Annotated in this window: 19 protein-coding genes; 8 read left to right on the top strand and 11 right to left on the bottom strand. The window is 73.5% G+C overall.

Going from position 1 to position 24,516, the window contains the following annotated elements; all coding sequences use genetic code 11:
• The first annotated feature begins 361 nt into the window (after positions 1–361).
• On the top strand, positions 362–2,482 hold the full coding sequence (gene glgX / locus ACWF79_RS22245) for a glycogen debranching protein GlgX (protein ID WP_453729864.1): 2,121 nt from the start codon (positions 362–364) through the stop codon (positions 2,480–2,482).
• Here the strand turns inward: glgX and ACWF79_RS22240 are convergent.
• Entirely contained in the window at positions 2,466–3,725 is a 1,260-nt protein-coding gene (locus ACWF79_RS22240) for an MFS transporter (protein WP_453729920.1), read from the bottom strand. The genes glgX and ACWF79_RS22240 overlap by 17 nt on opposite strands.
• 90 nt (positions 3,726–3,815) lie before the next feature.
• Between ACWF79_RS22240 and treY the strand changes: the two genes are divergently transcribed.
• Positions 3,816–6,203, top strand: a complete 2,388-nt coding sequence (gene treY / locus ACWF79_RS22235; protein WP_453729863.1) for a malto-oligosyltrehalose synthase — start codon at positions 3,816–3,818, stop codon at positions 6,201–6,203.
• Here treY and ACWF79_RS22230 read toward each other — a convergent pair.
• The 3 genes from ACWF79_RS22230 to ACWF79_RS22220 form a co-directional block, all read right to left on the bottom strand.
• Complete coding sequence (locus tag ACWF79_RS22230; protein WP_453729862.1) at positions 6,187–7,281, bottom strand: cytochrome P450; 1,095 nt, start codon at positions 7,279–7,281, stop codon at positions 6,187–6,189. The two genes, treY and ACWF79_RS22230, sit on opposite strands and share 17 nt — an antisense overlap.
• Positions 7,282–7,420: 139 nt before the next feature.
• A complete protein-coding gene (locus ACWF79_RS22225; protein ID WP_453729861.1) occupies positions 7,421–9,637 on the bottom strand; it encodes an MMPL family transporter in 2,217 nt (738 codons plus the stop codon).
• A 109-nt stretch (positions 9,638–9,746) separates the two neighbouring features.
• Positions 9,747–10,295: an FHA domain-containing protein gene (locus ACWF79_RS22220; RefSeq protein ID WP_453729860.1), complete on the bottom strand. Its 549-nt coding sequence runs from the start codon at positions 10,293–10,295 to the stop codon at positions 9,747–9,749.
• Between the two features lie 153 nt (positions 10,296–10,448).
• Here ACWF79_RS22220 and ACWF79_RS22215 point away from each other — a divergent pair, with 153 nt between their 5' ends.
• The 3 genes from ACWF79_RS22215 (at position 10,449) to ACWF79_RS22205 (ending at position 14,231) form a co-directional block, all read left to right on the top strand.
• Positions 10,449–11,438, top strand: a complete 990-nt coding sequence (locus tag ACWF79_RS22215) for a GNAT family N-acetyltransferase (protein ID WP_453729859.1) — start codon at positions 10,449–10,451, stop codon at positions 11,436–11,438.
• Between the two features lie 72 nt (positions 11,439–11,510).
• Positions 11,511–13,262: a malto-oligosyltrehalose trehalohydrolase gene (gene treZ, locus ACWF79_RS22210; protein WP_453729858.1), complete on the top strand. Its 1,752-nt coding sequence runs from the start codon at positions 11,511–11,513 to the stop codon at positions 13,260–13,262.
• Between the two features lie 135 nt (positions 13,263–13,397).
• Entirely contained in the window at positions 13,398–14,231 is an 834-nt protein-coding gene (locus ACWF79_RS22205; RefSeq protein WP_453729857.1) for a bestrophin-like domain, read from the top strand.
• Positions 14,232–14,242: 11 nt separating this feature from the next.
• Here the strand turns inward: ACWF79_RS22205 and ACWF79_RS22200 are convergent, their stop codons facing one another.
• The 3 genes from ACWF79_RS22200 to ACWF79_RS22190 form a co-directional block, all read right to left on the bottom strand.
• The gene (locus tag ACWF79_RS22200) at positions 14,243–15,433 is read right to left on the bottom strand and encodes an aminopeptidase P family protein (RefSeq protein ID WP_453729856.1); all 1,191 of its coding nucleotides are present in this window, start codon (positions 15,431–15,433) and stop codon (positions 14,243–14,245) included.
• A 39-nt stretch (positions 15,434–15,472) separates the two neighbouring features.
• Positions 15,473–16,444, bottom strand: a complete 972-nt coding sequence (locus tag ACWF79_RS22195; protein WP_453729855.1) for a hypothetical protein — start codon at positions 16,442–16,444, stop codon at positions 15,473–15,475.
• Positions 16,445–16,559: 115 nt separating this feature from the next.
• Positions 16,560–17,432 carry a LysR family transcriptional regulator gene (locus ACWF79_RS22190; RefSeq protein ID WP_453729854.1) on the bottom strand — a complete coding sequence of 291 codons (873 nt, stop codon included), beginning with the start codon at positions 17,430–17,432 and terminating at the stop codon, positions 16,560–16,562.
• Positions 17,433–17,675: 243 nt separating this feature from the next.
• Between ACWF79_RS22190 and ACWF79_RS22185 the strand changes: the two genes are divergently transcribed.
• Positions 17,676–18,398: a CTP synthase C-terminal region-related (seleno)protein gene (locus ACWF79_RS22185; protein ID WP_453729853.1), complete on the top strand. Its 723-nt coding sequence runs from the start codon at positions 17,676–17,678 to the stop codon at positions 18,396–18,398.
• A gap of 26 nt (positions 18,399–18,424) precedes the next feature.
• Here ACWF79_RS22185 and ACWF79_RS22180 read toward each other — a convergent pair whose 3' ends face one another.
• A complete protein-coding gene (locus ACWF79_RS22180) occupies positions 18,425–19,060 on the bottom strand; it encodes a nucleoside/nucleotide kinase family protein (protein WP_453729852.1) in 636 nt (211 codons plus the stop codon).
• Positions 19,061–19,107: 47 nt separating this feature from the next.
• On the opposite strand from ACWF79_RS22180, the gene ACWF79_RS22175 reads away from it, so the two are divergent.
• The gene (locus ACWF79_RS22175) at positions 19,108–19,500 is read left to right on the top strand and encodes a VOC family protein (RefSeq protein ID WP_453729851.1); all 393 of its coding nucleotides are present in this window, start codon (positions 19,108–19,110) and stop codon (positions 19,498–19,500) included.
• A gap of 7 nt (positions 19,501–19,507) precedes the next feature.
• Here ACWF79_RS22175 and ACWF79_RS22170 read toward each other — a convergent pair whose 3' ends face one another.
• A complete protein-coding gene (locus ACWF79_RS22170; protein WP_453729850.1) occupies positions 19,508–21,064 on the bottom strand; it encodes a TerD family protein in 1,557 nt (518 codons plus the stop codon).
• Between the two features lie 115 nt (positions 21,065–21,179).
• On the opposite strand from ACWF79_RS22170, the gene ACWF79_RS22165 reads away from it, so the two are divergent.
• On the top strand, positions 21,180–22,430 hold the full coding sequence (locus ACWF79_RS22165; protein WP_453729849.1) for a benzoate/H(+) symporter BenE family transporter: 1,251 nt from the start codon (positions 21,180–21,182) through the stop codon (positions 22,428–22,430).
• A 12-nt stretch (positions 22,431–22,442) separates the two neighbouring features.
• Here ACWF79_RS22165 and msrB read toward each other — a convergent pair whose 3' ends face one another.
• The gene (gene msrB / locus ACWF79_RS22160; protein ID WP_453729848.1) at positions 22,443–22,871 is read right to left on the bottom strand and encodes a peptide-methionine (R)-S-oxide reductase MsrB; all 429 of its coding nucleotides are present in this window, start codon (positions 22,869–22,871) and stop codon (positions 22,443–22,445) included.
• 10 nt (positions 22,872–22,881) lie between these two features.
• Entirely contained in the window at positions 22,882–24,273 is a 1,392-nt protein-coding gene (murC, locus tag ACWF79_RS22155; RefSeq protein WP_453729847.1) for a UDP-N-acetylmuramate--L-alanine ligase, read from the bottom strand.
• Positions 24,274–24,516 lie beyond the last annotated feature (243 nt).

The raw sequence follows: 24,516 nt of genomic DNA, 5'->3' as shown, positions 1-24,516 counted from the left end.
AGTGCAGCAGGATCGACAGGCTGCTTGCTCAACTCCCGTGATTCCGAGCGTCGTTCCGTCAGACGAGATCGGCCGGAGTGAGCGGATTCATAGCGGAAACGTCCCTGCGTGCGCGCCGTGACCCCCACCGCGCGGCGGCGGGCGGCCGGCGGCCCGGGTCACGCCGGGAAGGGAACACGATGTCGACCGGTACGACAGGGTCGGCGGGCGTCCCGCCGTTGACGCGGCCGGGCCGCGACGACCCTGCGTGGCCCGGCTCGCCGCGCCCGGCGTGTCGGGTCGCCCGCCCCCGGCCCTCTTTCGGGCAGGATCTGGCCGGAGTGCACCCCCACACCCGCATCAGAATGGAAGAGTCTTATCTATGCAGGTCTGGCCGGGACAGGCGTATCCCCTGGGCGCCACGTACGACGGCGCCGGAACCAACTTCGCGGTCTTCTCGGAGGCCGCCCACAGGATCGAGCTGTGTCTGCTCCATGACGACGGCTCGGAGACAGCGGTGGAGCTGCGCGAGACGGACGCCTTCGTCCGCCACGCCTATCTGCCGGGAGTGATGCCGGGTCAGCGCTACGGGTTCCGGGTCCACGGTCCGTACGCGCCCGAGCGCGGGCAGCGCTGCAACGCGGCGAAGCTGCTCCTGGACCCCTACGCCCGCGCGGTCTCGGGCTCGATCGAGTGGGGCGAGGCGGTGTACGGCTACCACTTCGGGCGGCCGGACTCGCGCAACGACCTCGACTCGGCGCCGCACACGATGAGCTCGGTCGTGGTCAACCCCTACTTCGACTGGGGCGACGACCGGCGGCCGCGCACGGACTACCACCGGACGGTGATCTACGAGGCCCATGTGAAGGGCCTGACGATGCTCCACCCGGAGCTGCCGGAGGAGCTGCGCGGGACGTACGCGGGGCTCGCGCACCCGGCGGTGATCGGGCACCTGAAGGAACTGGGCGTGACGGCTCTGGAATTGATGCCGGTGCACCAGTTCGTCAACGACCACCGGCTGGTCGACTCCGGCCTCTCCAACTACTGGGGCTACAACACGATCGGCTTCTTCGCCCCGCACAACGCGTACGCCTCCTGGGGCGACCGTGGCCAGCAGGTGCTGGAGTTCAAGTCGGCCGTGCGGGCCCTGCACCAGGCGGGGATCGAGGTCATCCTCGACGTGGTCTACAACCACACGGCGGAGGGCAACCACCTGGGCCCCACGCTCTCCTTCCGGGGCCTGGACAACCCCTCGTACTACCGGCTCGCGAACGACCCCCGGTACTACATGGACACCACCGGCACCGGGAACTCGCTGCTCATGCGGTCCCCGCACGTACTCCAGCTGATCATGGACAGCCTGCGGTACTGGGTGACGGAGATGCACGTCGACGGCTTCCGCTTCGACCTCGCGGCGACGCTGGCGCGGCAGTTCCACGAGGTGGACCGGCTGTCGTCCTTCTTCGACCTGGTGCAGCAGGACCCGGTGGTCAGCCAGGTGAAGCTGATCGCCGAGCCGTGGGACGTCGGCGAGGGCGGCTACCAGGTGGGGAACTTCCCGCCACTGTGGACCGAGTGGAACGGCAAGTACCGGGACTGCGTCCGGGACTTGTGGCGGGGCGAGCCGCGCACGCTGGCCGAGTTCGCGTCCCGGCTCACCGGCTCCTCCGACCTGTACCAGGACGACGGCCGCCGGCCGCTCGCCTCGGTCAACTTCGTGACCTGCCACGACGGCTTCACATTGCGTGATCTCGTGTCGTACGACGGCAAGCACAACGAGGCGAACGGGGAGGGCAACCGGGACGGCGAGAGCTACAACCGTTCGTGGAACTGCGGGGCCGAGGGCGACACGGACGACATCGGGATCCGGGAGCTGCGGGCCCGGCAGATGCGGAACTTCCTCGCGACGCTGATGCTGTCGCAGGGCGTGCCGATGCTCAGCCACGGCGACGAGTTCGGCCGGACGCAGGGCGGCAACAACAACGCGTACTGCCAGGACAACGAGGTGTCGTGGGTGCGCTGGCCGGAGCCGGGCGCCTCGGAGGAGGGCACGCTCCTGGAGTTCACCCGGGCGATGGTGCGACTACGGCGGGACCATCCGGTCTTCCGGCGCCGCCGCTTCTTCCACGGGCGTCCGGTGGAGGGGACGCACGACGAGCTGACGGACATCGCCTGGTTCACGCCGGAGGGCGAGGAGATGACGGCGCGGGACTGGCAGGCGGCGCACGCGCGGGCCCTGTCGGTCTTCCTGAACGGCAACGCGATCTCGGAGCCGGGGCCGCAGGGGGAACGGATCGCGGACGACTCGTTCCTGCTGATGTTCAACGCCTCGTCGCAGGAGCTGGAGTTCGAGGTGCCGATGAACCACGGCGAGTCCTGGCGGGTCGTGGTGGACACCTCCCACCCGGAGGGCATCCCGCCCCAGGAGGGCCCGAAGGTGGGAGCGGGTGAACGGGTGTCCCTGGCCCCGCTGAGCCTGACGGTCCTCAAGCGCCCGGCGTAGGCCCGTCGGGGGCGCTCACCCCGGATGGTGGGCAGGCGTTCCGTACAGCGGTACGCCTGCCCCTCACGGGGACGGACCAGGGCAGCGCCGCGCAGGCGGCCGCCGCCGTGACCGCCACCGCGAACGCCGCGCCGGCGCCGTGTCCCTCCGCAAGTCCCCCCGCCAGCGCCAACGCCAACGCCTGGCCGCCGACGATCCCGCTCGTGAGGAAGGCCATGGACTCGGCGAGCCGGGACGCCGGGACGGTCCGTTCCGTCAGGCCGAAGACGGTGATCAGGTGCGGCGCGTACGCCGCGCCGAGGACGGTCACCACCACGTACAGCCCCACGAGCGAGTCCACGAACAGCAGCGGGACCGACAGCACGACCAGTGCGGCCGTGGCCGCGCGCCAGCGCGTCCGCAGCCCGATCCGCGCGGGCACGGCGGCCATCGAGAGGCCCACGACGGCGCTCATCACGCCCATGGCCGCGTAGACGAGCCCCGCCTGCGCGGGTTCCCCGAGGTGCTCGGTGAGCGCGGTGATCCCGGCCTGCGAGGCCCCGAACATGGCGCCCTGGAGGACCATCGCGACCCGAAGGGCGTACGCGGAACCCGGCAGCCGACCTCGTTCGGCGGCGCCCGTACGGGTGATGGTGGCTTTCGCCCCGCCCTCGGCGACCCCGGCCGACGGGTGCAGCGCGAACGCCGTACCGCAGGTCGCGAGAAGGGCCGCCGCCGTCAGCAGGGCGGCCGCCGGATGGGCGAGGGCGGCGGCAAGGCCGACGAGAGCCGGCCCGAGGACGAAGGAGACCTCGTCCAGGGTCCCCTCGAAGGAGAGCACCGTGCCCACCAGCCGGTCGTCCGCGCCCGAGCGCCTGGCCAGGGCGACGGAGCGGGTCCGGGCGAGCGGCCCGACCTGCGGGACGGTCGCCCCGGCGAGCGCGCCGAGGACGACCAGCCACCCCGTCGCGGCGTGCGCCAGCGCGGCGAGGACCAGCGCGGCGACGGCCACCGCGTTGGCGAGGGACGCGACCAGGACCACCCCGCGCTGTCGGCGCCGGTCCGCGAGCCGGCCGATGACGGGCCCGGCGACCGTCTGCCCCGCCGCGAGCGCCCCGCCCGCGAGGCCCGCCGTCGTCAGCGATCCGCTCGTCTCGGCGACCAGGAGCAGGCTGCCGAGCTGGCACATGGCGGTCGGGAGCCGGCCCAGGAAGGACACGACCGGGAGGACCGGTCCGAGCAGGGACAACGTGTCGCGATACATGCGGAGCATCGCCAGAACGTAACGCGATGCACCCGAACGGGCGCATGAGCCGATGACACAGAAGCCGTCGCGCCGGGTACGTACGTTCGCATGACGCCCTCGTTCCCGTCCTCGCCGTCCGCCCGGACCACGCCGGCCGATCCCACCGCCCCGACCCCGCCCACCGCCACGTACCGGCTCCAACTCCAGCCGGACTTTCCCTTCTCGGCCGCGGCGCGGGCCGTCCCGTACCTCGCCGGCCTCGGGATCTCGCATCTCCACCTCTCCCCCGTCCTTCAGGCCGTGCCCGGCTCGACGCACGGGTACGACGTGACCGACCACCGCGCGATCCGGGACGAGCTGGGCGGTGAGGAGGGGCTGCGGGCGCTCGCGGCGACCGCCCGGGCGCACGGACTCGGCCTGGTCGTGGATCTGGTGCCCAACCACATGGCGGCCTCCCCCACGCACAACCACGCGCTGCGCGCGGTGCTCCGGGACGGCCCGGACTCGCCGTACGCCCGCTGGTTCGACGTCGACTGGGCGGCGGGCGACGGCCGGATCCTGCTGCCGGTGCTGCCGGCGCGCCTGCCGGAGGTACGGGAGCGGATGCGCGTCGCCGACGGCGCGCTGCACCTGGACGACCTGTCGTTCCCGCTCCGCGCGGGCACGGAGGGACTGCCGCTGCCCGAGCTGCTCGACGCCCAGTGGTACCGGCTCGGCTGGTGGCGGCTGGCCCGTACGGAGCTCAACTATCGGCGCTTCTTCACCATTTCGGAGCTCATCGGGGTGCGGGTCGAGGACCCCGAGGTCTTCGACGCGAGCCACGCCACGATCGTGGAGCTGGTACGGGACGGGGTGATCGACGGGCTGCGGATCGACCACCCGGACGGGCTCGCCGATCCCGAGGGGTATCTGGAGCGGCTGCGGGAGGCGACGGGCGGCCGGTGCTGGACGGTCGTCGAGAAGATTCTGACCGGTACGGAGCCGCTGCCGCCGTCCTGGCCGGTCGCGGGCACCACCGGCTACGACGCCCTGCGGTATGTGGACGGCGTCTTCGTGGACGGGCCGGGCGCCGACGAACTCGCCGACCTGTACCGCGAGTTCGTCGGCCGGGCCGGTGACAGGGGCGGCGCCTGGGAGGCGACCGCCCGCCGCGCCGCGTACGAGGTCGTGACGCACGACCTCGCCGCCGAGACGGCGGCGCTGACACGGCTCGCGGGCCGGATCTGCGCCGCCGACCCGGGGCTGCGCGACCACGCCCCCTGGGCGCTCAGGACGGCGATCCGTGAACTCCTCGTCCGCGTACCGGTCTACCGCTTCTACCGCACCGACGCCGCCTCGGTCCTGACCCCGGACGCGGCGCGCGGCGCGAAGGCGGCCTTCGCGGTACCGGAGGAGGCCGCGGCGGTCGACACCGTATGGGAGCTGGCGCTGGGGCAGCTCGGCGACGGCCCCGAACACCGGGCGTTCCGGGCGCGGTTCGCGCAGACCTCGTCGGCGCTGCGCGCCAAGTCCGTGGAGGACACCGCCTTCTACCGCTACACCCCGCTGCTGTCCGCGAACGAGGTGGGCGGGGACCCCGGGCGTCCGGCCGTCGGGCCGGAGGAGTTCCACGCGTACTGTCTGCGGCTGTCCCGGGACTGGCCGGCGACCGGGACGGTGCTGTCCACGCACGACACCAAGCGCAGCGCGGACGTCCGCGCGGGGATCGCCGTCCTCTCGCAGTGCCCGGACGTGTGGGCGGAGTTGCTCGACGAGGTGGCCGGGGTTCCGGCGCCGGACCCGCATCTGGCGTGGACGGCGTGGCAGACGGCGTTCGGCTTCGGCACCCCGGATCCGGAGCGGATCGGCCCGGCGGTGCTGAAGTCCGTACGGGAGGCGGGCCTGCACACGAGCTGGACCGAGCCCGACGCGGCGTACGAGCGGGCGGTGACCGACTTCGTCGCGGCCGGGCCCGGCCGGATCCCGCTGCGGGCGGCCTCGGAGGCGGCCTTCGCGCTGGAGCCGCACATCCGGGCGCACATGCTGGGCGCGACGCTGGTCCAGCTGACGATGCCGGGGGTGCCGGAGCTGTACCAGGGGACGGAGCGGGAGTACCGGGCACTGGTCGACCCGGACAACCGGCGGCCGTTCACCGTGGGGGAGGACGACGACAGGACGGCGGTCGTGCGGGCCGCGCTGGCTCTGCGACGGCTGCGGCCCGAGGTCTTCGCCTCGCCGGACTCGTACGTGCCGCTGACGGTGACCGGGGCCGCCGCGCCGCACTGTCTGGCTTTCGCGCGCGGGTGCGCGGGCGCCGCGCCCGAGGTGGTCACGGCGGTCACGCGGCTGCCGCTGCGGCTGGTGGAGGCGGGCGGCTGGCAGGACACCGAGCTGGTGCTGCCGCCGGGCCGCTGGCTCGATCTCCTCGACGGGACACGGGAGTTCGCGGGCGGTGCGGTGAAGCCGCTCGACCTCTTCGACGCGCGTCCGGTGGCGCTGCTCAGCCGGCGGGCCTGACGAGCAGGCTCCTGGGGGCGCGGGTGATCAGGCCGGTCCACTCGGGCCGGAAGCCGACGGCGAGCCGGAGGCGGGGCATGGCGTCCAGGAGCGCGCGCAGGGCGTACTCGGCTTCGAGACCGGCGAGGAGGACGGCCGGGCAGGCGCCGCTGCCGTAGGTGAGCTGGCCGGGGTCGTCGCGGAGCGGGTCGTAGTGGTCGGCCTCGCGGAAGCGTTCGGGGTCCCGGCAGGCGGCGCCGATCAGCAGGGCGACGGGCTCCCCCGCCGGGATCGTGCCGCCGCTGACCCGCACCTCGGCGGCGGTGCGGCGGACGGCGATCTGGACGGGCGGGTCGCGGCGCAGCGACTCGGTCCAGGCGCGGGCGAGCTGTCCGGGAGGCGCGGCGTGGAGCTCCCGCGCGTGGTCCGGGTCGGCGAGCGCGTGGGCGAGGAAGGAGGCGAGGGCCTTCTCCCGTACGGCGATCTGGCCGGTGCACTGGCCGGCGAGCGCGGCGGCGGCGCGGCCCCGGACCAGGCGCATCATGTCCCGGTAGGGCACGCCGACCGCGGCGGCGACGGTGCCGGCGGGCAGCCAGTGGCAGAAGTCGGCGACCAGGTCGGCCTGGCGCCGGTCGGCGATCCGGCGGGCGAGGACGTGGGCGGTACGGGAGGCGATGCTGCGGAGTTCGGCCTCGTCGACGTCGACGTGCGTCTGGGCGCAGGGCGGGTCGCCGGGGCGGTGGCCGTGGGTGAACCGGGCGTCGGTGAGGGCGGTGGCGACGTCGGCGTACCGACTGAGGACCCAGGCGCGCAGCAGGGGGTCGTAGGTGAGCGGGAACTCCTCGCGCAGGACGCGGTGGACGCGGTAGGGATCACGCGTGGCGCCGGGGTCGAGGGGGCTGGGTGCGACGGTCCGGCTGGGCGACCGCTCGATGGGGGTGGGTCCGGCGGCCCGGACCCGTCCCGCGGCCGCGGTCGCTGTCGCGGCCGGGGCGGCGAGTGTGGCGCGGGCCGGGGTGATCGGCGGAGGCCCGGGCTCCATGGGCGGCAGGTCCGCCCAACCGTCGGGCCGTATTCCGGGCTGGGACTCGTCGCTCATCGCGCCCCCTGTCGGTCCGGCGTGCGTACGTCTCCCCACCTGACCACCGCCCGTGGCCGGACGCAGCCCGCATACCGCCGAACGGGTGAACGGGCCGCGCCCCCGGGGACGGCCGACGCGTGGTCGTCCCCGGCACGGCTCAGACGAGGAGCTTCTCGCCGGGCGGCGGAGTCGTCGGCCGGAGCGGTTCCGGGGCCGGCCCGGTGGGGCGGTGAGGCCACCAGACGCGGTCGCCGAGGAGGGCCATCGCCGAGGGGAGGATCACCGCGCGCAGGACGATCGCGTCGAAGAGGACCGCGACCGTCAGGCCCACCGCCATCTGCTTCATCTCGATGCGGTCGATGAAGAGGAAGCTCACGAAGACCGACACCATGATCACCGCCGCGCTCGTCACCACGCTCGCCGAGCCGGCGATCCCGTCGACGACCGCCTCCCGGGTCGGCACCCCACGCCGTACGGCCTCGCGGATCCGGCTGACCACGAAGATCTGGTAGTCCGTGGAGAGCCCCACCAGGATCGCGAAGACCATCAGCGGCGTACGGGAGCCGACGAAGCCCAGCGACTCGAAGCCCAGCAGTCCCTCCGCCCACGTCCCCTGGAAGACCAGGGTCAGCGCGCCCCAGGCCACCAGGACCGCCGCCAGGTTGAGGACGGTGCCGAGCGCCGCCATCACCACCGAGCGGAACGCCGCGTACATGATCGCCAGGGTGGCCAGCGAGACGAAGAGGATCACCCAGGGCAGCCGCTCCTCCTGGTGCGCCGCGTAGTCCGCGCCCGCCGCGATCTCGCCCGACACCGCCCGTTCGAGACCCGGCGCGTCGGCGACGGCGGCGGGCAGCAGCACCTCGCGGACCCGCTCCAGGGAGCGGCCGGCCTCGGGCGAGTTCGCCGCGTACGGGACGGGCAGCGCGAGCAGCGCCGTACGGCCGTCCTCGGCCGTCCGCACCATCGGCGCCGCGTCCTGCGCGAACAGAGCGTCGCCACGTGTCGCCGCGGCCAGCTTCCGCAGCGGCGCGGCCGGGTCCTCGCCCCGTACGAGGACGAGATGCGCGGGCCCCTCGGACGGGAAGGCCGCCACGAGCCGGTCGTAGGCCGCCACGGCCGGGATGCTGTCGGGGAACGTCTCCTTGCCCTCGGTGCCGAGCCGCATCCCGAGCGCGGGCGCGGCGAGCGCGACGGTCGCGGCGCCGCCGGCCAGCAGCGCCACCAGCGGCCGGCGCACGACCGGTCGCAGCAGCGCGGCCCAGACGCGTCCCTGGCCGGCGCCCCCGCCGACCGCACGGCGGCGGGCGCGCCGGCCGCCGTCCATCCGGTGGCCCAACGTGGCGAGCAGGGCGGGCAGGACGGTCAGCGAGCCGCCGACGGCCACCAGCGTGACGAGGATCGCCCCCGTGGCGATCGACGAGAAGATCACGTCCCCGACGAGGTAGAGACCGGCGAGGGAGAGGGCGACGGCGAGGCCGGAGTCGACGACCGCGCGGCCCGACGTCGCGGCGGCCAGTTCGACGGCGCGGGCGTGCGAGAGCGTCTCCCCCGAACGCTCCCGTTCCTCCCGTGCCCGCTTGAGGTAGAAGAGCGAGTAGTCCACGCCGACCGCCATGCCCATCATGAAGATGACGCTGAGGGCCGCGCCGCCCGCGTCCGGGAAGACCCAGGAGGCGAGCCCGTACAGGCCGACCGCCCCGACGAAGGCGAAGAGGGCGAGGACGACGGGGATCCCGGCGGCGAGAACCGCGCCGAAGACCACCAGGAGGATGAGGAACGTGACGGGGAGGCTGATCATCTCCGTCCGCTGAAGCTCCTGCCCCTGCTTGGCGTTGACCGCCACGGAGATGGACGCGCTGCCGGTCTGCTCGATCGTCAGGGCCGGGTGCGCCCGTTGGACGGCGGCGGTCTCGGCGAGGAGGGTCTCGACGTCCTTCTTCGCCGTCTCCCGGTCCCCGCGCAGGGTGATCGCGACCCGTACCGCGCCTCCGGGCCCGGAGGAAGAGGCGGCGGGTGCGCCGACCGACTCGACGGCCGGCAGCGCCGCCATCCTCCGGCGGATCTCGCTCGCGGCGGCGGCGGGTTCGTGCCCGCCGGCCTTCGCCGTCCGTTCGATCAGCACCTGCTCCACCGGCGGGGGCGTCAGGCCGCTGCCGGAGGCCATCGCCTCCGCCCGCCCCGCCTCCCCGATCCAGAAGTCGGCGAACGTCCCCTTGTTCGTGCCTACGGCCGCCCCCGCGCCGACGCAGAGGGCGAGCAGCAGCACCCACCCGGCGATCGCCTTCCACGGGTGGGTCGCACACCATCGCGCCGTGCGGACCGTGACCGGGACTCCGGTCCGGGGCGGGGACTGCTCGCCTGTTCTTCTCATGGTGAGAAGCCTCCCGTCGGAGGGGGCAGCCGGTCACTGGTGGAATCCCGTGTACGGAAGGGGGGCCAGCCCTACCCGTAGGGGAAGTCCCCAGGTACGAAAGGGGTGTTCAGCGCACGGAGAGCCGGAAGGACATCTGGCCGAAGCCGACGGCGTCCCCGGCCCGGACCGCCACCGCGCCCGTGACCCGGCGCCCGTTGACCGTCGTGCCGTTGGTCGAGCCGAGGTCACGCAGGACCCAGAGGCCGCCCTGGAGGGAGAGTTCGGCGTGCATCCGGGAGACCGTCTCGTGGCTGAGCCGCAGCCCGTTCACCGGGTCGCGGCCGATCCGCAGCGGATACGGGCCCGGTTCGGGCAGCAGCAGCTTCGGGAGGCGCTCGGTGTGCCAGGCCCGGCCGAGCTTCGCCGTGAACGCGGACATCTTCTCCACCGCGCCGACCACCCGCCGGGTCCAGCCGGACTCCGTCCGCAGATCGGCGGTGAGGAGGGCGAGTTCGTCCGGCTGCCGGGCGGCGAGCGCCCGCTCCATCCGGAACAGGAAGGTGTCGTGCGAGAGCCTGCCCTGCGCGGCACCCTCACGGAGCAGCTCCAGCGCGCGGTCCCGCTCGGCGTCGGAGAGCCGAGCGGGGTGCGTGGAGAACTCGAAAGGGGTCGTCACATCGTGATTGTCGGTCCGAGAGGGCCGAGGTGTCCAGAACGGGGCCGCGGGCGCTGCCACGGCCCTCGGGTCGCACCGCTGACGGAAATCCCGTACCCGCCCGATCAAGATCGTTGGTACCTTCTGCGCACGCGACTCCCAGGGGGATATGACGTGACCACGTCCTCGACCGGCACGCCCGACGGCGTGATACTCCGCCCGCTCTCCGGGCCTGAGGAGCTGGACCTGTTCCAAGGGCTCAGCTACGTCCTCGACCACGAACTCGAGGGCGACCTCGCCGCCGGTCGCCGTGTGCCCGCGTGGATGTGGGTCGCCCTGCGCGGCGACCGTGTCCTGGCCAGGCTCTCCTGGTGGACCAAGAAGGAGGGCGGCGATCCGCTCTTCCTCGACTTCTTCGACCTCGACCCCGAACTGCCCGAGGAGGAGCGCGCGGCGATCGGCCTGCGTCTCCTGGAGACGGCGACCGCCGCCGTCGTGCCGGCGGGCACGGTCCGCCCCGAGTTCGGCCGGTACATGCCGCCGGACTGGCGCGAGGTGCCGGAGACCCGCGCCGCTCTGGAGACGCTCTTCGGCGTCCTGGAGGCCTCCGGGGCCCGCCCGCTGGTCGAACGGCTGCGCCTGGAGTGGCGCCCCGGCACCCCCGTACCGGAGCCGAAGGGGCGTCTGGAGTTCCGCCCGGTGCGCGACCGCGAGGACCTCGTCGCCCTGATGACCCCGGCCATGGAGGGCACGCTCGACGCGCACGGGCAGGCCGACCTCGCGTCGGGGATGTCCGCCCGCGAGGCCGCGGAACTGCACTACGACGAGGAGTTCGCGCACTACACCTCGCCGCGGGAGTGGTGGCAGGTCGCGCAGCTGCCGGAGAGCGGCGAGCCGGTCGGCTTCGTCGTTCCGGCGCGGAACAACTACCACCACACCATCGCGTACATCGGTGTACTTCCCACCCACCGCGGCAAGGGCTACATCGACGACATCCTCGCCGAGGGCACCCGGATCCTGGCCGCTCATGACGTGCCCCGGATCCGCGCGGCGACCGACGTGGGCAACGTACCCATGGCGAAGTCGTTCGCCCGGGCGGGGTATGTGAACTTCGAGCGGCAGATCGACTTCGTGTGGGACACGCCGGGCGCGGCCCGGCCGTGACTGCCAGGATGTAAGCCGTAGTCGCTGTCGCCGCTGCCGTGGCACGAGGACCAACGACGAGGGGATCGGCCGGTGCTGTTCGAGGTGTGGGCCCCGCAGGCCCGTGACCGGGTGACGCTGGAGCTGGGCGGCACCGGACACCCGCTGGAGCGGGACGCCGAGCGGGCCGGCTGGTGGACCGGCGTCGTGCCGGCCGAGGACGGCGCCCGGTACGGCTACTCCCTGGACGGCGGGCCGGTCCTGCCCGACCCCCGCTCACGCCGCCAGCCGGACGGCCCGGACGGTCTGAGCGCGGTCGTCGACCACTCCGCGTACGTCTGGTTCAACGAGGCTCCGCGGCTACGGCTGCGCGCCGCCGTCCTGTACGAGCTGCACGTCGGCACCTTCACCCCGGACGGGACCCTGGACGCGGCGGCGGAGCGACTCGGGGAGCTGGCGGGGCTGGGCATCACCCATGTGGAGCTGATGCCGCTCTGCCCCTTCCCCGGGAAGCACGGCTGGGGGTACGACGGCGTGGCGCCCTGGGCGGTCCACGAGCCGTACGGCGGCCCGACGGCGCTCAAGCGCTTCGTGGACACGGCACACGGGCTCGGGATGGGCGTGGTCCTGGACGTGGTCCACAACCACCTGGGCCCCTCCGGCAACCATCTGCCGTCCTTCGGCCCGTACTTCACCGACACCCACCACACGCCGTGGGGCGCGGCCGTGAACCTGGACGCGCCGGGCTCGGACGAGGTCCGCGCGTATCTGCGGGACAGCGCGCTCGCCTGGCTCCAGGACTACCGGATCGACGGGCTCCGCCTGGACGCGGTGCACGCACTCGTGGACGGCCGGGCGCTGACGTTCCTGGAGGAGCTGAGCGAGGCGGTGGACGAGCTGGCCCGAGAGCAGGGCCGCCAGCACTTCCTGATCGCCGAGTCGGACCTCGCCGACCCGCGCACGACCACCCCGCGCGTCGCGGGCGGCCTGGGCATCCACGCCCAGTGGAACGACGACTTCCACCACGCCCTGCACGCCGCGCTGACCGGCGAGTCCCAGGGCTACTACGCCGACTTCGCGCGTGCCCCGCTGGCCGCGCTCGCCAAGACGCTGACCCATGTCTTCTTCCACGACGGTACGTACTCCAGCTTCCGGGGCCGCCACCACGGGCGCCCGGTGGACCGGGTCCGTACACCCGCGCACCGCTTCCTCGGCTACGCCCAGACGCACGACCAGATCGGCAACCGGGCCCTGGGCGACCGGCTCGCGGCCACCCTCTCCCCCGGGCTGCTCGCCTGCGCGGCGACGCTGGTCCTGACGGGGCCCTCGGTGCCGATGCTGTTCATGGGCGAGGAGTGGGGGGCGACCACCCCCTGGATGTACTTCACCGACCACACCGACCCCGAGCTCGCGGAGGCGGTACGGCAGGGCAGGCGGCGGGAGTTCGCGGAGCACGGCTGGGCGGAGGAGGACATTCCCGACCCGCAGGACCCGTCGACCCGGGACCGTTCCGTCCTGGACCGTACGGAGCGCGAGCGCACCCCGCACAACCGGCTCGCTGCCTGGCACCGGGAGCTGATCGCGCTGCGCCGCACCCTGCCGGACCTCACCGACCCGGACCTGGCGGCGGTCCGGGTCGCCTTCGACGAGGAGGCCCGCTGGCTGGCGTTCCGGCGCGGGGTGCTGCGGATCGCGGTCAACCTCGGCAAGGAGCCGGTGGAGATCCCGCTGGGCACGAACGGCCGCGACCGGGTCCTCGCGGCCTGGGAGCCGGTCGAGGCCCCGGGCGCCGACGGCCTGCTGCGGCTCCCGGCGGAGTGCACGGTGGTCCTGACGGACGGCTGACTGCTCTGGACGAGGCGCGGCCCTGGGCCAAAGGGATCATGGTCCGGCCTGTCCCTGGCACGCGAGGCCGACGGCGTGGTGGGCTGGGGCCCGGTGGGGGTGTCCGGTACGACCGACCTTCGCCCGGGGCCGCGCATGACCACGTTGCTCACTGTCGCCATCATGCTGATCGCCCTCGTCGCCGGGCTCTTCGCCAACCGGGTGCGCAGCGCCCGCACCGCGGACGAGCAGGAGGACTCCGAGGCATCCGTCAGCGATCTCATCAGCCCGCTGGAGACCCTCGCCGTCCTGCTGGTCGCCTTCGTCATCGTCGTGGCCGCGGAGTCCTTCGGTGCGGCGGGCGAAGCCGTCGGCGCGGAGGCGAGCCGGGTCGACCAGCTCTACGAAGTGGCCGACTACGCCCCGGAACCGCAGCGGGAGCAGCTCCACGCCTCGGCGGTCTGCTACGCGCGCGCCATCCAGCACGCGGAGTGGCCCATGATGGCCGAGGGCGGCAACGCCTCCCCGCGCGCCTCGGTCTGGTCCAGCGACTTCCGCACGTCGTTCAAGGCACTCGCCCATCGGGCGGACCCGACCTTCGAACTCCTCGTCGCAGCCGACGACGAACGGTCCACGGCCCGGAACACCCGGCTCGGCGAGGCCACCCCCGCCATCCCTCCCGTCGTCTACTGGTTCATGGTCGTCTCGCTGGCCGCCACCGTCGGCGCCTTCGCCTTCGGGCTCCCGCGCCGACGCGGACCCTCGCACATGGTCCTGCTGTCCGTCCTCGCAGTGCTGTTCACCGGCTCCCTGCTGCTGATCCAGGACATGGACCGGCCCTTCGACGGTCAGATCCGGATCACGGACGCGGAGATGCGCAGCACCGCCGAGGACATCTCGGAGGACTTCGCCAAGGACCACCCGAGATCCACGCTCCCCTGCGACGAGACCGGCACCCGCGTCAACGGCGGTACGCGCACCGGCACCTAGCGCCTGGTCCCCTAGTCCACGATCGCCATCTCTCGTGGGGTGTTGTTGAAGCGGCGGCCTGAGCCGGTACCGTCCGGGCCGCCGTCCTCGGTCAAGGTCACGATGTCCTCGATGCGGACCCCGAAGCGGCCCGGCAGATAGACGCCCGGCTCGATGGAGAAGCACATGCCCGGCACGATCGGGCGCTCCTCTCCCTCGATCATGTACGGCGGTTCGTGGGTCGTGACGCCGATGCCGTGGCCGGTGCGGTGGATGAAGAACTCGCCGTACCCCGCGTCCGTGATCACCTTGCGGGCCGCCCGGTCGACGTCCTGGCAGGCGGCGCCGGGGCGTACCGCCTCGAAGCCGGCCTGCTGCGCCTCCCGCACCAGGTCGTGGACGCGCCGCTCCTCGTCGGTCGGTTCGCCGACATGGACGGTACGGGTGGTGTCGGAGCCGTACCCGTGCTTGAGGCCGCCGAAGTCGAGGACGACCATGTCCCCGCGCTCGATGACCCGCTCGCCCGCCTCGTGGTGCGGGTTGGCGCCGTTGGGGCCGGAGCCGACGACGGTGAAGTCGACCTGGGAGTGGCCGAACCGCATGAGCAGCGCGGCGAGGTCGGCGGCCACCTCGGTCTCCCTGCGGCCGGCGAAGGCGACCTTGAGGATCTCGCCGTACGCCTGGTCGGCTGCGGCGCCGGCCGCCGCGATCCGCTGCAGCTCGTGGGCGTCCTTGACGGCCCGCAGCATCGGCAGCGCCTCGGTCAGGGAGACGTAGGAGGTGCCGGGCAGCTGCTTCTGGAGGCCGAGCAGGTGCATGGCCCAGGAGTTGTCGCTGATGCCGAAGCGGCCGTCGATGTCGAGGAGGGGCGCGGTGGCGGCGTACGGGTCCTGGCCGTCGGTCCAGTCGCGCAGGGTGAACGCGGCGGCGCCGGGGGCCTTCTCGGCGTCCGGGGCCTCCAGGGTCGGCACGACGAGGACCGGGTCCTGGCCGGCGGTGAGGACGAGGACGGTGAGCCGTTCGGTGATCGCGGTCGGCTGGTAGCCGGTGAGGTGGACCAGGTCGGGGCCGGGCGCGACGAGGACCCCGGCGAGTCCGGCGTCGGCCGCGGACTCGGCGGCACGGGTCATCCGGGCCCGGTAGTCGTCGGCGGTGAAGGGCGCGGGGGCGGAGGACGGGGACGTGCGGGGCGCGGGCGTACCGGTTTCGGGCGTACTCGACATGGGGTCATCCTGCCCGGCGCGGGCAGGGGACGCGAGCGCTCAGCGGGGGTCGGTACCGGGCCCGGGGCCCTGGGCGATGAGGCGTTCGAGCAGCTCGTGGAAGTCCTCGCCGACGACGATCCGCAGCTCTCCACCGTCGGCGTCGCGGTCGCTGAGCTGCGTCAGCGTGCCGCCGCGCCACCAGAAGACGTACGGGCTGATGGCGCCGGGCGTGTCCTCGTAGCCGGAGGCGGCGAACGAGGCCATCGCGCCGAGCGCGGGGACGATCGTCGTGTCGCGGATCGGGTGGAAGGCCAGCTGGTGCCGGAACGGCAGGGCGACCAGGGCACCGTGCTCGCCGAGCGGCTGCCCGGTGACGCGCCGCACGACGGCGTCCAGGTCGAGGACGCGGCTCGCGGTGTAGAAGGAGTCGCCGAGGATCACCTCGAAGCACATGCCGTCGGCGTCCCGTACCGTCTCGTGGCCTTCGACGGGCAGCCCCCGCAGGTTGGCGAGCGCCCGGTCGCGCAGGTCGTCGAGGTCTCCGAGGGGTTCGAGCGCGTCGTCGGTGAGCATCATGACGCTCTCGGGGAGGTCGAGGGCGAGGATCTCGTACAGTCCGGGCGCCATGCTCCGGGCGTAGCCGAAGGTGTTGGGGTCGATGCCCTCGCCGCTGACGACGCGCGGGTAGAGCTGGGCGCGGATCTGCTCGGGCCGGAGGGTGTCGAGCGCGGAGGGGCCGTCCATGGTCCGCAGTACCAGGCCGACATGACGGCGGATCAGCGCGGGCCAGACGCGCGGGCCGCGCCGGTCGTTGTGGCAGACGGCGGCGAGGTTGCCGAGACCGAAGGCGCGGCCGTCGGCGTCGCGCACCAGGTCGGCGTAGACGGTGACTTCGAGGCCGAGTTCGGCGAACGCCTCGCGAACACGGCTGCGGAAGAGGGCGGCCTCGCGGACGGAGAAGTACGAGAACTCGGGGTCCCTGGGCGCGTCCTCACCGTCACGCCGTGGCCCTCGCCTGAACAGTCCCACGTCAGCCCGCCTTCCCACTCGCCGTGACACCAGCCTAGGGGGTGTCCGGCGGGTCGGGGTCGGACAGCCGTGGCCCCGGCTCCGACCCGCCGGGCGCCCCCTGGGGTGTCGCCGGTCACGCGGCGAGTCGGCGGGCCAACTCCGCCGCCGGGCCGTCGGGTTCGGTGCCGGTGTGGAGGAGTTCGACGCGGTGGACGAGGCGCGGGGCGATCAGCGGTACGGCGACGGCTCCCGTGACCGCGGCGGCGAGGGAGACGGGCAGCAGGGTCAGCCCGTGCCCGGCTGCGGCCAGGGCGCCGACGACCCGGCTGTCGGTGCCCTCGTGGCGCAGGGCGGTACGGAAGCCCTGGCCGGCCGGGCCGCCGTGCGCGGCGCGCAGCCGGTCGAGCGGGACACCGGCCTCGGGGGCGTCGAGCCAACGGGCGTCGACGAGGTCGGCGAGGCGCAGACCGGGGCGGGCGGCGAGCGGATGACCGACGGGCAGGACGACGGCGAGCGGTTCCTCGGTGACACGCGTGGCCGTGAGCGGGGCGACGTCGGGGAGCCGCAACGGGTCGCTGGGGGCGGCCGGTCCGTCGACCAGGCCGAGGTCGGCCGCTCCGGTCGCGACGGCCGCGGCCACCTCTTCGCGGGGCAGGATCCGCAGGGTCACGCCGGCGGCGGGCAGGGCGGCGAGGGTACGGGGGTGGACGGCGAGCGGGGAAGCGGCGAGGGTCAGCGTCTCGGGCGGCGCGGCGGCGAACCGGGCGAGGTCGGCGCGGGCGGCGTCGAGCCGAAGGAGCAGCGACCCGGCGTGTTCGAGCAGACGCTCGCCCGCCGGTGTGGGAACGACGGGTCGGCGGCCGAGGAGCGGAAGGCCGAGGTCGTTCTCCAGGGCGGCGATGTGCTGGGAGACGGCGGACTGGGTGTACCCGAGTGCGCGGGCGGCCTCGGAGAAGGAGGCGAGCCGGGCGACGGTGACGAACGTACGGAGGTGGTGCGGGTCCATGGGTCAGAAGTCCGGGACGTCCAGGCGGCTCAGGAAGCGTCCGCCGTCGTGATGGGCGTCCATGTGGGCGAGTTCGAACGAGATCGGATTCATGTGCGAGGCGCTCCCCCGGGACAGTGTGCGGTGGCGAGGCTACCTCGCACTCGACCTCGCCCCGCCCCCGCCTGGGCATAAGCGTTCGCGATCGGGAGTGCAGGAATCATCGTTGGACGTGAACCTGCCCCGCCGACCAGCATGGTCGGCATGACCCAGGCAACGACCCGCACTCCCCGGATCGCTCTCGTCGGCGACCGTTCCCCGCACGTGACGTCCCATGTCCGCATCCCCGCCCTGTTCGACGCCCTTGCCGAGCGCGACGGGCTCGTCCTCGACGCGTACTGGATCCCGACCCGCGACGCGGAGGCGCCGGGCGCGGTGAAGGGCTTCGACGGCGTGTGGGTGCTGCCGGGAAGCCCGTACGAGAGCGAGGCGGGCGCGCTCGCGGCGATCCGCACGGCCCGCGAGGACGGCATCCCCTTCCTCGGCACCTGCGGCGGCTTCCAGCACGCACTGCTCGAGTTCGCCCGCGACGTCTGCGGTCTGACCTCCGCAGCGCACGCCGAGAACGACCCGTCGGCGGCCGACGACGACCTGCTGATCACTCCGCTCGCCTGCTCCCTGGTGGGGCACGAAGGCGCGGTGCGGGTGACGCCGGGCTCGCTCGCGGAGTCGGTGCTCGGCGCCGAGCGGACGACGGAGCGGTACCACTGCGCCTACGCCGCCGACAGTCGCCACCTGGAGAGGCTCCGGGCGCACGGGCTGCGGTTCACGGGCGAGGACGAGGACGGCCAGGTCCGGATCGCGGAACTGCCGGGCCACCCCTTCTTCCTGGCCACGCTCTTCCAGCCGGAACTCGCCGGTGACGGCTCGCGCCCGCACCCCATCGTCCGTGCGCTGGCGCAGGCGGCGACGACGCACGCGGGCTGACCCCTGCCCGCCTCCCGCAGGCCTCGCTACGCCATGGGGACGACGAGGTGGGCCCGGTCGCGGCCGCGGGCGACGAGGCGGGCGTTGGCCTCGTCGGAGTCGCGGACCCAGCGCTCGGCATGGGCGCGCTCCTTGCCGAAGCGGACGTGGCGTTCGACGAGCCGGGGCACCCTGCGGTGGTCGTCGAGCTCCAGGAACCACGCCTCGTCGAGCAGCGGCAGGACGCCGGCCCACGGGGCCTCGTCGTGGAGCAGGTAGTTCCCTTCGGTGACGACGAGCGGGACGTCGGGGGCGACCGGTACCGCTCCGGCGATCGGCTCCTCAAGGGTCCGGTCGAAGGCGGGCGCGTAGACCGTGGTGCCCGGCTCGGGGGCGCGGAGGCGGGCGAGCAGGGCGGTGTAGCCGGCGGCGTCGAAGGTGTCGGGCGCCCCCTTGCGCTCCGCGCGACCGAGCCGCTCCAGCTCCGCCTGCGCCAGGTGGAAGCCGTCCATCGGCACGAGAACGGCGAGCCCGTCGAGCCGGGCGACGAGGCGGGCCGCGAGGGTGGACTTCCCGGCCCCGGGCGCCCCGGCGAGCCCGAGGATCCGCCGCCGACCGGGGACGGCGAGGAGCAGGGCGCGGTCGGTGAGCTCGGCGAGCAGGCGGGCGTCCATGCGGTGCATTGTCGCACCGCATGGCGCCCCTCCGGTCATACGTATAACCTCGGAGCATGTCTTTCATCGCTCTCGTCACTCTCGTCGTCCGCGACTACGACGAGGCCGTCGCTTTCTACACCGACGCCCTCGGCTTCGACCTCGTCGAGGACACCGACCGCGGCGACGGCACCCGCTGGGTCGTCGTCCGCCCGCCGGGCGGCCCCGCCGGCACGGCCCTGGTCCTGGGCCGCGCGAAGAACGCGGCGGAGGAGGAAGCCGTCGGCGCCCAGACGGGCGGCCGGGTCGGCTTCTTCCTCCACACCGACGACTTCAGCCGCGACCACACCCGGATGACCGCCGCGGGCGTCCGTTTCCTGGAGGAACCGCGCCACGAGCCGTACGGCACGGTGGCGGTCTTCGAGGACCTCTACGGCAACCGCTGGGACCTGCTGGAGCCGACGGGCTGAGGAGCGGTCAGCGCCTCCCCCGCCGCAGCCAGCCCTGGGCCTTGCCTATGTCGGTCACCGGCGCCAGCCCGCCGTCGCCCGACGGCCGGCTGTGCGGCTGCAGGTGCTTCAACCGCGCCCGCCACGGCCCGTCCGCCATCTCCATGTGCACGATGACCGGGCCCTCGGGGAGCGGAACCGTCTCCCGCCGCTTGCCGATCTCGTTGACCGCGTTGTCGTAGGAGGGCAGGGTCGTGGGATCGTCGTGTCCCGCCAGTTCGTAGACGTGGATGATGAGGTTCTCGTCGCCTCGGTAGTGGAGGGCGAGGTCGGCCGCTCCGCCCGTGTGGAGAAGGACGTCGGGGCCGCGGTTCTCCATCTCCTGCTCGGTCAGGCGCGCCGCGGCGGCCAGCGGCAGCACCTGGAACCGCCAGGGACCTTCGGCCCTCAGCTTCAGCCGCAGACGGCCGTTCTCGGGGACCATGGCGAGCATGCGGCCCCGGAAGTTCTCCTCGGTCGAGTTGACGAGGCTCGACCCCTCCTTGTTGAACCGGGTGAGGGGCCACAGACCGGTGTACCCGTCTCCCCTGATCTCGAGCTCGACGACGACCGGCCCGGGCGGGAGCCCGTCGACGGTGAGCACGTCGTTGTCCCGGCCGTCCTGTGTGTACGGCGGGAAGACCCCTCCGAACGTCCAGTCCGCCTCGCTCGGCTGCGGCGGCACCGGCTCCGCGGGAGGCTCCCCGCCGGGCACGGCGAACCCCGGCGCGGGCCCGGGCACGGGCGGAGGCACAGGCGCGGGCGGAGGCGCCTGGAAAGCCGGAGCCGGTGCCGGGACCGGAGCGTGAGGCGGAGCCTGGTACGGAGCAGGCGCGGGCGCCGGGGCCTGGAACGGGACGGGCCCAGGAGCCGGTGCCGGAGCGGGCGCCGGGGCCTGGAACGGAACCGGCCCAGGAGCCGGTGCCGGAGCGGGCGCCGGGTACGCGGTCGGCGCCGGGGGCGGCGCCTGGAAAGCCGGAGCCGGGCCATGGGCCGACCCCGGCCCAGGAACCGAAGCCGGGGCCGGGGCGGAGGCCCCGCCCGCAGTCGGCGGCTCGTCCGCCACGTCCACGCCGTAGTCCCTCGCCAGGCCGGCGAGGCCGTTAAGCCAGCCCTGGCCCACCGCGCGGACCTTCCAGCCCCCCGCCCGCCGGTACAGCTCGCCGAGCACCATCGCCGTCTCGCCGCCCGCGTCCGTCACGTCGTACCGCGCGACCGACGTGCCGTCCGGCGCGAACGCCTCCACGGACAGGCCGCGAGCGTCCCGCAGCGCGCCGTTCTCCGTCGACCCGACCACCAGGACGTGCGCGATCTGCGCCTCGATGTGCGTGAGGCTGGTCTCCAGCCACACCGTGCCCGTGCCGTGCTCCTCCCCCGACAGGCGCACCGCGCCCGAGGGATGGACCGGCGCTCCGTGGAACACGATGTCCGCGTCCCCCCGGACCCGGCCCGCCTCGGTCAGAAGCAGAACCGCGACATCAACCCCGCCCCGCACCGCGATCCGCAGCGGCACCGTCGGTACGAAGGCGTTGTCTCCCTTGATCATTTCCCCTCCCCAAAATGGATCACTCCTGGATCTTGCGGCCATCGAGGCCCCCTCGACAAGGCCTGTGGAAAACCCCTCGGGCACCATCGACGCGGTGTGCCAGGATGCCCAAGCCATGGCTTTCATACGACACTTCCGATCCGCCGCGCCGACCACCGCCGTCTCCGCCGGATTCCTCGCCGTCCTCATCGGCGTCACCAGCTCCGTGGCCGTGGTCTTCACGGCCGCCAAGGCCGCGGGGGCCACCTCCGCCGAACTCACCTCGTGGGTCTTCGCCCTGGGCATCGGGATGGGCGTCACCTGCATCGGCCTGTCGCTGCGCCACCGCGCGCCGGTCGTCACCGCCTGGTCGACGCCCGGCGCCGCCCTGCTCGCCACCGGCCTGCAGGGCGTGACGATGGCGCAGGCGGTCGGTGCGTTCCTGCTGTCCGCCGTGCTCATCGTGATCAGCGGGGTCACCGGCTGGTTCGAGCGGATCATGAACCGGATCCCCGTCCCGCTCGCCTCGGCGCTGCTCGCCGGTGTCCTGCTCCAGTTCGGCACCGAGTTGTTCACGCAGATGGAGCGGAACGGCGTCATCGCCGTTCCCATGTTCCTGGCGTATCTGGTCGGCCGGCGCTGGTTCCCCCGGTACGCGGTCGTCGCGGCGCTCGCCGTCGGGGTCGCGGCGACGGCGTGGCAGGGCTCCTGGAAGCTGGACGGCTTCGAGCTCACGCTCGCCGAACCGTCCTTCGTACGCCCGGAGTTCGACTGGCAGGTGCTCGTCGGCGTCGGGCTGCCGCTCTTCGCCGTGACCATGGCCTCGCAGAACCTCCCCGGGGTGGCCGTGCTCCGCAACGCCGGTTACTCCACGCCGATCTCCCCGCTGCTGACCTGGACCGGAACGGTCAACGCCGTCCTCGCGCCCTTCGGTTGCTTCGGCCTGAACCTGGCCGCCATCACGGCGGCGATCTGCAGCGGCGAGGCCGCGCACCCGGACCCCAGGAAGCGATACGTGGCCGGCGTCTGGGCGGGCGTCTTCTACCTGCTGGTCGGCCTGTTCGGCGGAACGGTCGGCTGGCTGCTGACCGCGATGCCGCCGGCCCTGGTCCTGGGCATCGCGGGTATCGGGCTGCTCGGCACGATCGGCGGCTCCCTCACCTCGGCCCTCCGGGACGACCGCCTGCGCGAGCCGGCCGTGGTCACGCTGCTCGCGACCGCGTCCGGCTTCACGCTCTTCGGCATCGGCTCGACGTTCTGGGGTCTCCTCGCCGGCGTCCTGACGCTCGCCGTGGGCGACCTCGCCCGGCGCAAGGGCCGCTCCGCCGAGGAGCCTCGGAGCGCCGCCCCGAAGTCCGAGGCGGCGCAGGACTCGCTGAACCGCTGAGCCCTGTTCCGTCTACGACTCCGTCGCCGACGGCTCCGAGTCCGGCGTCAGCCGCAGCGAGATGCTGTTGATGCAGTACCGCTGGTCCGTGGGGGTCGGGTAGCCCTCGCCCTCGAAGACGTGGCCCAGGTGCGAGCCGCAGCGGGCGCAGCGGACCTCGGTGCGCACCATCCCGTGCGAGCGGTCCTCGATCAGCTCGACCGCCTCGCTCTCCTTCGGGTCGTAGAAGGACGGCCAGCCGCAGTGCGACTCGAACTTCTCCGTCGACGTGAACAGCTCGGCGCCGCACGCCCGGCAGGAGTAGACGCCCTTCGTCTTCGTGTCCGTGTACTCACCCCGGAACGCGGGCTCGGTGCCCGCCTGGCGCAGGACCTGGTACTCCTGCGGGGTCAGCTCGGCACGCCACTGCTCGTCCGGCTTCTCGACCTCGTACGCCGCCATCACACGCTCCTCAGTTCGACAGGCGGGCGAGGATCTCCGGACCGAGCTCCGTGACGTCGCCCGCGCCCATCGTCAGAACGAGATCACCGGCCTTGGCCATTCCCGCGAGGACGTCCGGGACCGTGCCCTTGTCGTGCACGGCCGTCACGTCCGCGCCCGCCGCGCGGGCCGCCGTGATGATCAGCTCGCTGGTGATGCCGGGGATCGGGTCCTCGCGGGCCGGGTAGATGTCCAGGACCACGGAGGCGTCGGCGAGGGCCAGGGCGTCGCCCATCTCCTTGCCGAGCTCCTGGGTGCGGGAGAAGAGGTGCGGCTGGAAGACGACCAGGAGGCGCGCGTCCCCGGCGGCACCGCGCATGGCCTCCAGGTCGGCGGTCATCTCGGTGGGGTGGTGCGCGTACGAGTCGATGACCTGCACGCCGGCCGCCTCGCCCTTGAGCTGCAGGCGGCGGCCGACACCGGTGTACGCGGTGAGGGCCTGGGCCAGCTCCGCCGGGTCGATGCCCACGCGCGAGCCGGCGGCGAGGGCCGCGGCGGCGTTGTGGGCGTAGTGGCGGCCGGGGACGGAGACGGTGAAGGTGTGCTCGGCGCCGTCCATGACCACGGTGACCTCGCTGGTCATGCCGTTCGGGACGATCGAGCGGATCCACACGTCGGAGCCCTCGGTCTCGCCGACCGTGACCACGTGCGGGCCGCCGTTGCCGGAGACGCGCCGGGCCAGTTCGAGGGCGCCGGGGTGCTCGCCGACGACCAGGGTGCCGCCGGGGCGGATCTTGGCGGTGAAGGCCTCGAAGGACTCGTAGATCTCGTCCATGGAGGCGTAGTTCGCGTGGTGGTCCAGCTCGACGTTGAGGACGATCGCGACCTCGGGGTCGTACTTCTGGAAGCTGCGGTCGCTTTCGTCCGCCTCGGCGACGAAGACCTCCCCGGCGCCGTGGCGGGCGTTCGTGCCCGGCCCCGCGAGGTCGCCGCCGATGGCGTACGAGGGGTCGAGACCGAGCTCGGTGAGCGCGACGGCCAGCATGGACGTGGTCGTGGTCTTGCCGTGCGTACCGGCGACGGCGATGGCGCGCAGGCCGTCCATGAGGGAGGCGAGCGCGTCGGAGCGGTGGACGACCGGGATGCCCAGCTCGGCGGCGCGGGCCAGCTCGGGGTTGTCGGCGCGGATGGCGCTGGAGACGACGACGGCAGAGGCGTCGTCGGCGAGGTGGGCGGCGGCGTGCCCGATGTGCACCGTGACCCCGAGCGCGCGCAGCGCCTCGGCGGTCGCGGACTCCTTCGCGTCGCTGCCGGCGACCTTCGCTCCGCGCTGGGCGAGGATCTTCGCGATGCCCGACATTCCGGCACCGCCGATGCCGATGAAGTGCGGCCGTTCCATGGCGGCAGGGATGGCGGGTGCCATGAGTGTTCTCCCCGGGGGACGACGTACAGGAGGTCCCCAGCCTAGTGGCTCCCTGTGACAGCCCTGGGCCGACGGCCCCGGGGCGCGGGCCTCCCCGACCTCGGCGCGGGCCTCACCGACCCGCCGCTTCCCGTGCGTGTCCGCGCCGCCCGTCCGGGGGCGGCGCGGACACGGCGGTCGCCGTCTGGCCTAGGGCCTCTCGTTTGGATCATGCCGGGCTCGCGGGCCCTGGCACCGCGCCTC

Source organism: Streptomyces sp. NPDC054975 (genome assembly GCF_053609105.1).
The sequence above is the reverse complement of the archived record's forward strand: the minus strand, read 5'-3'. Positions and strand labels throughout refer to the sequence as shown.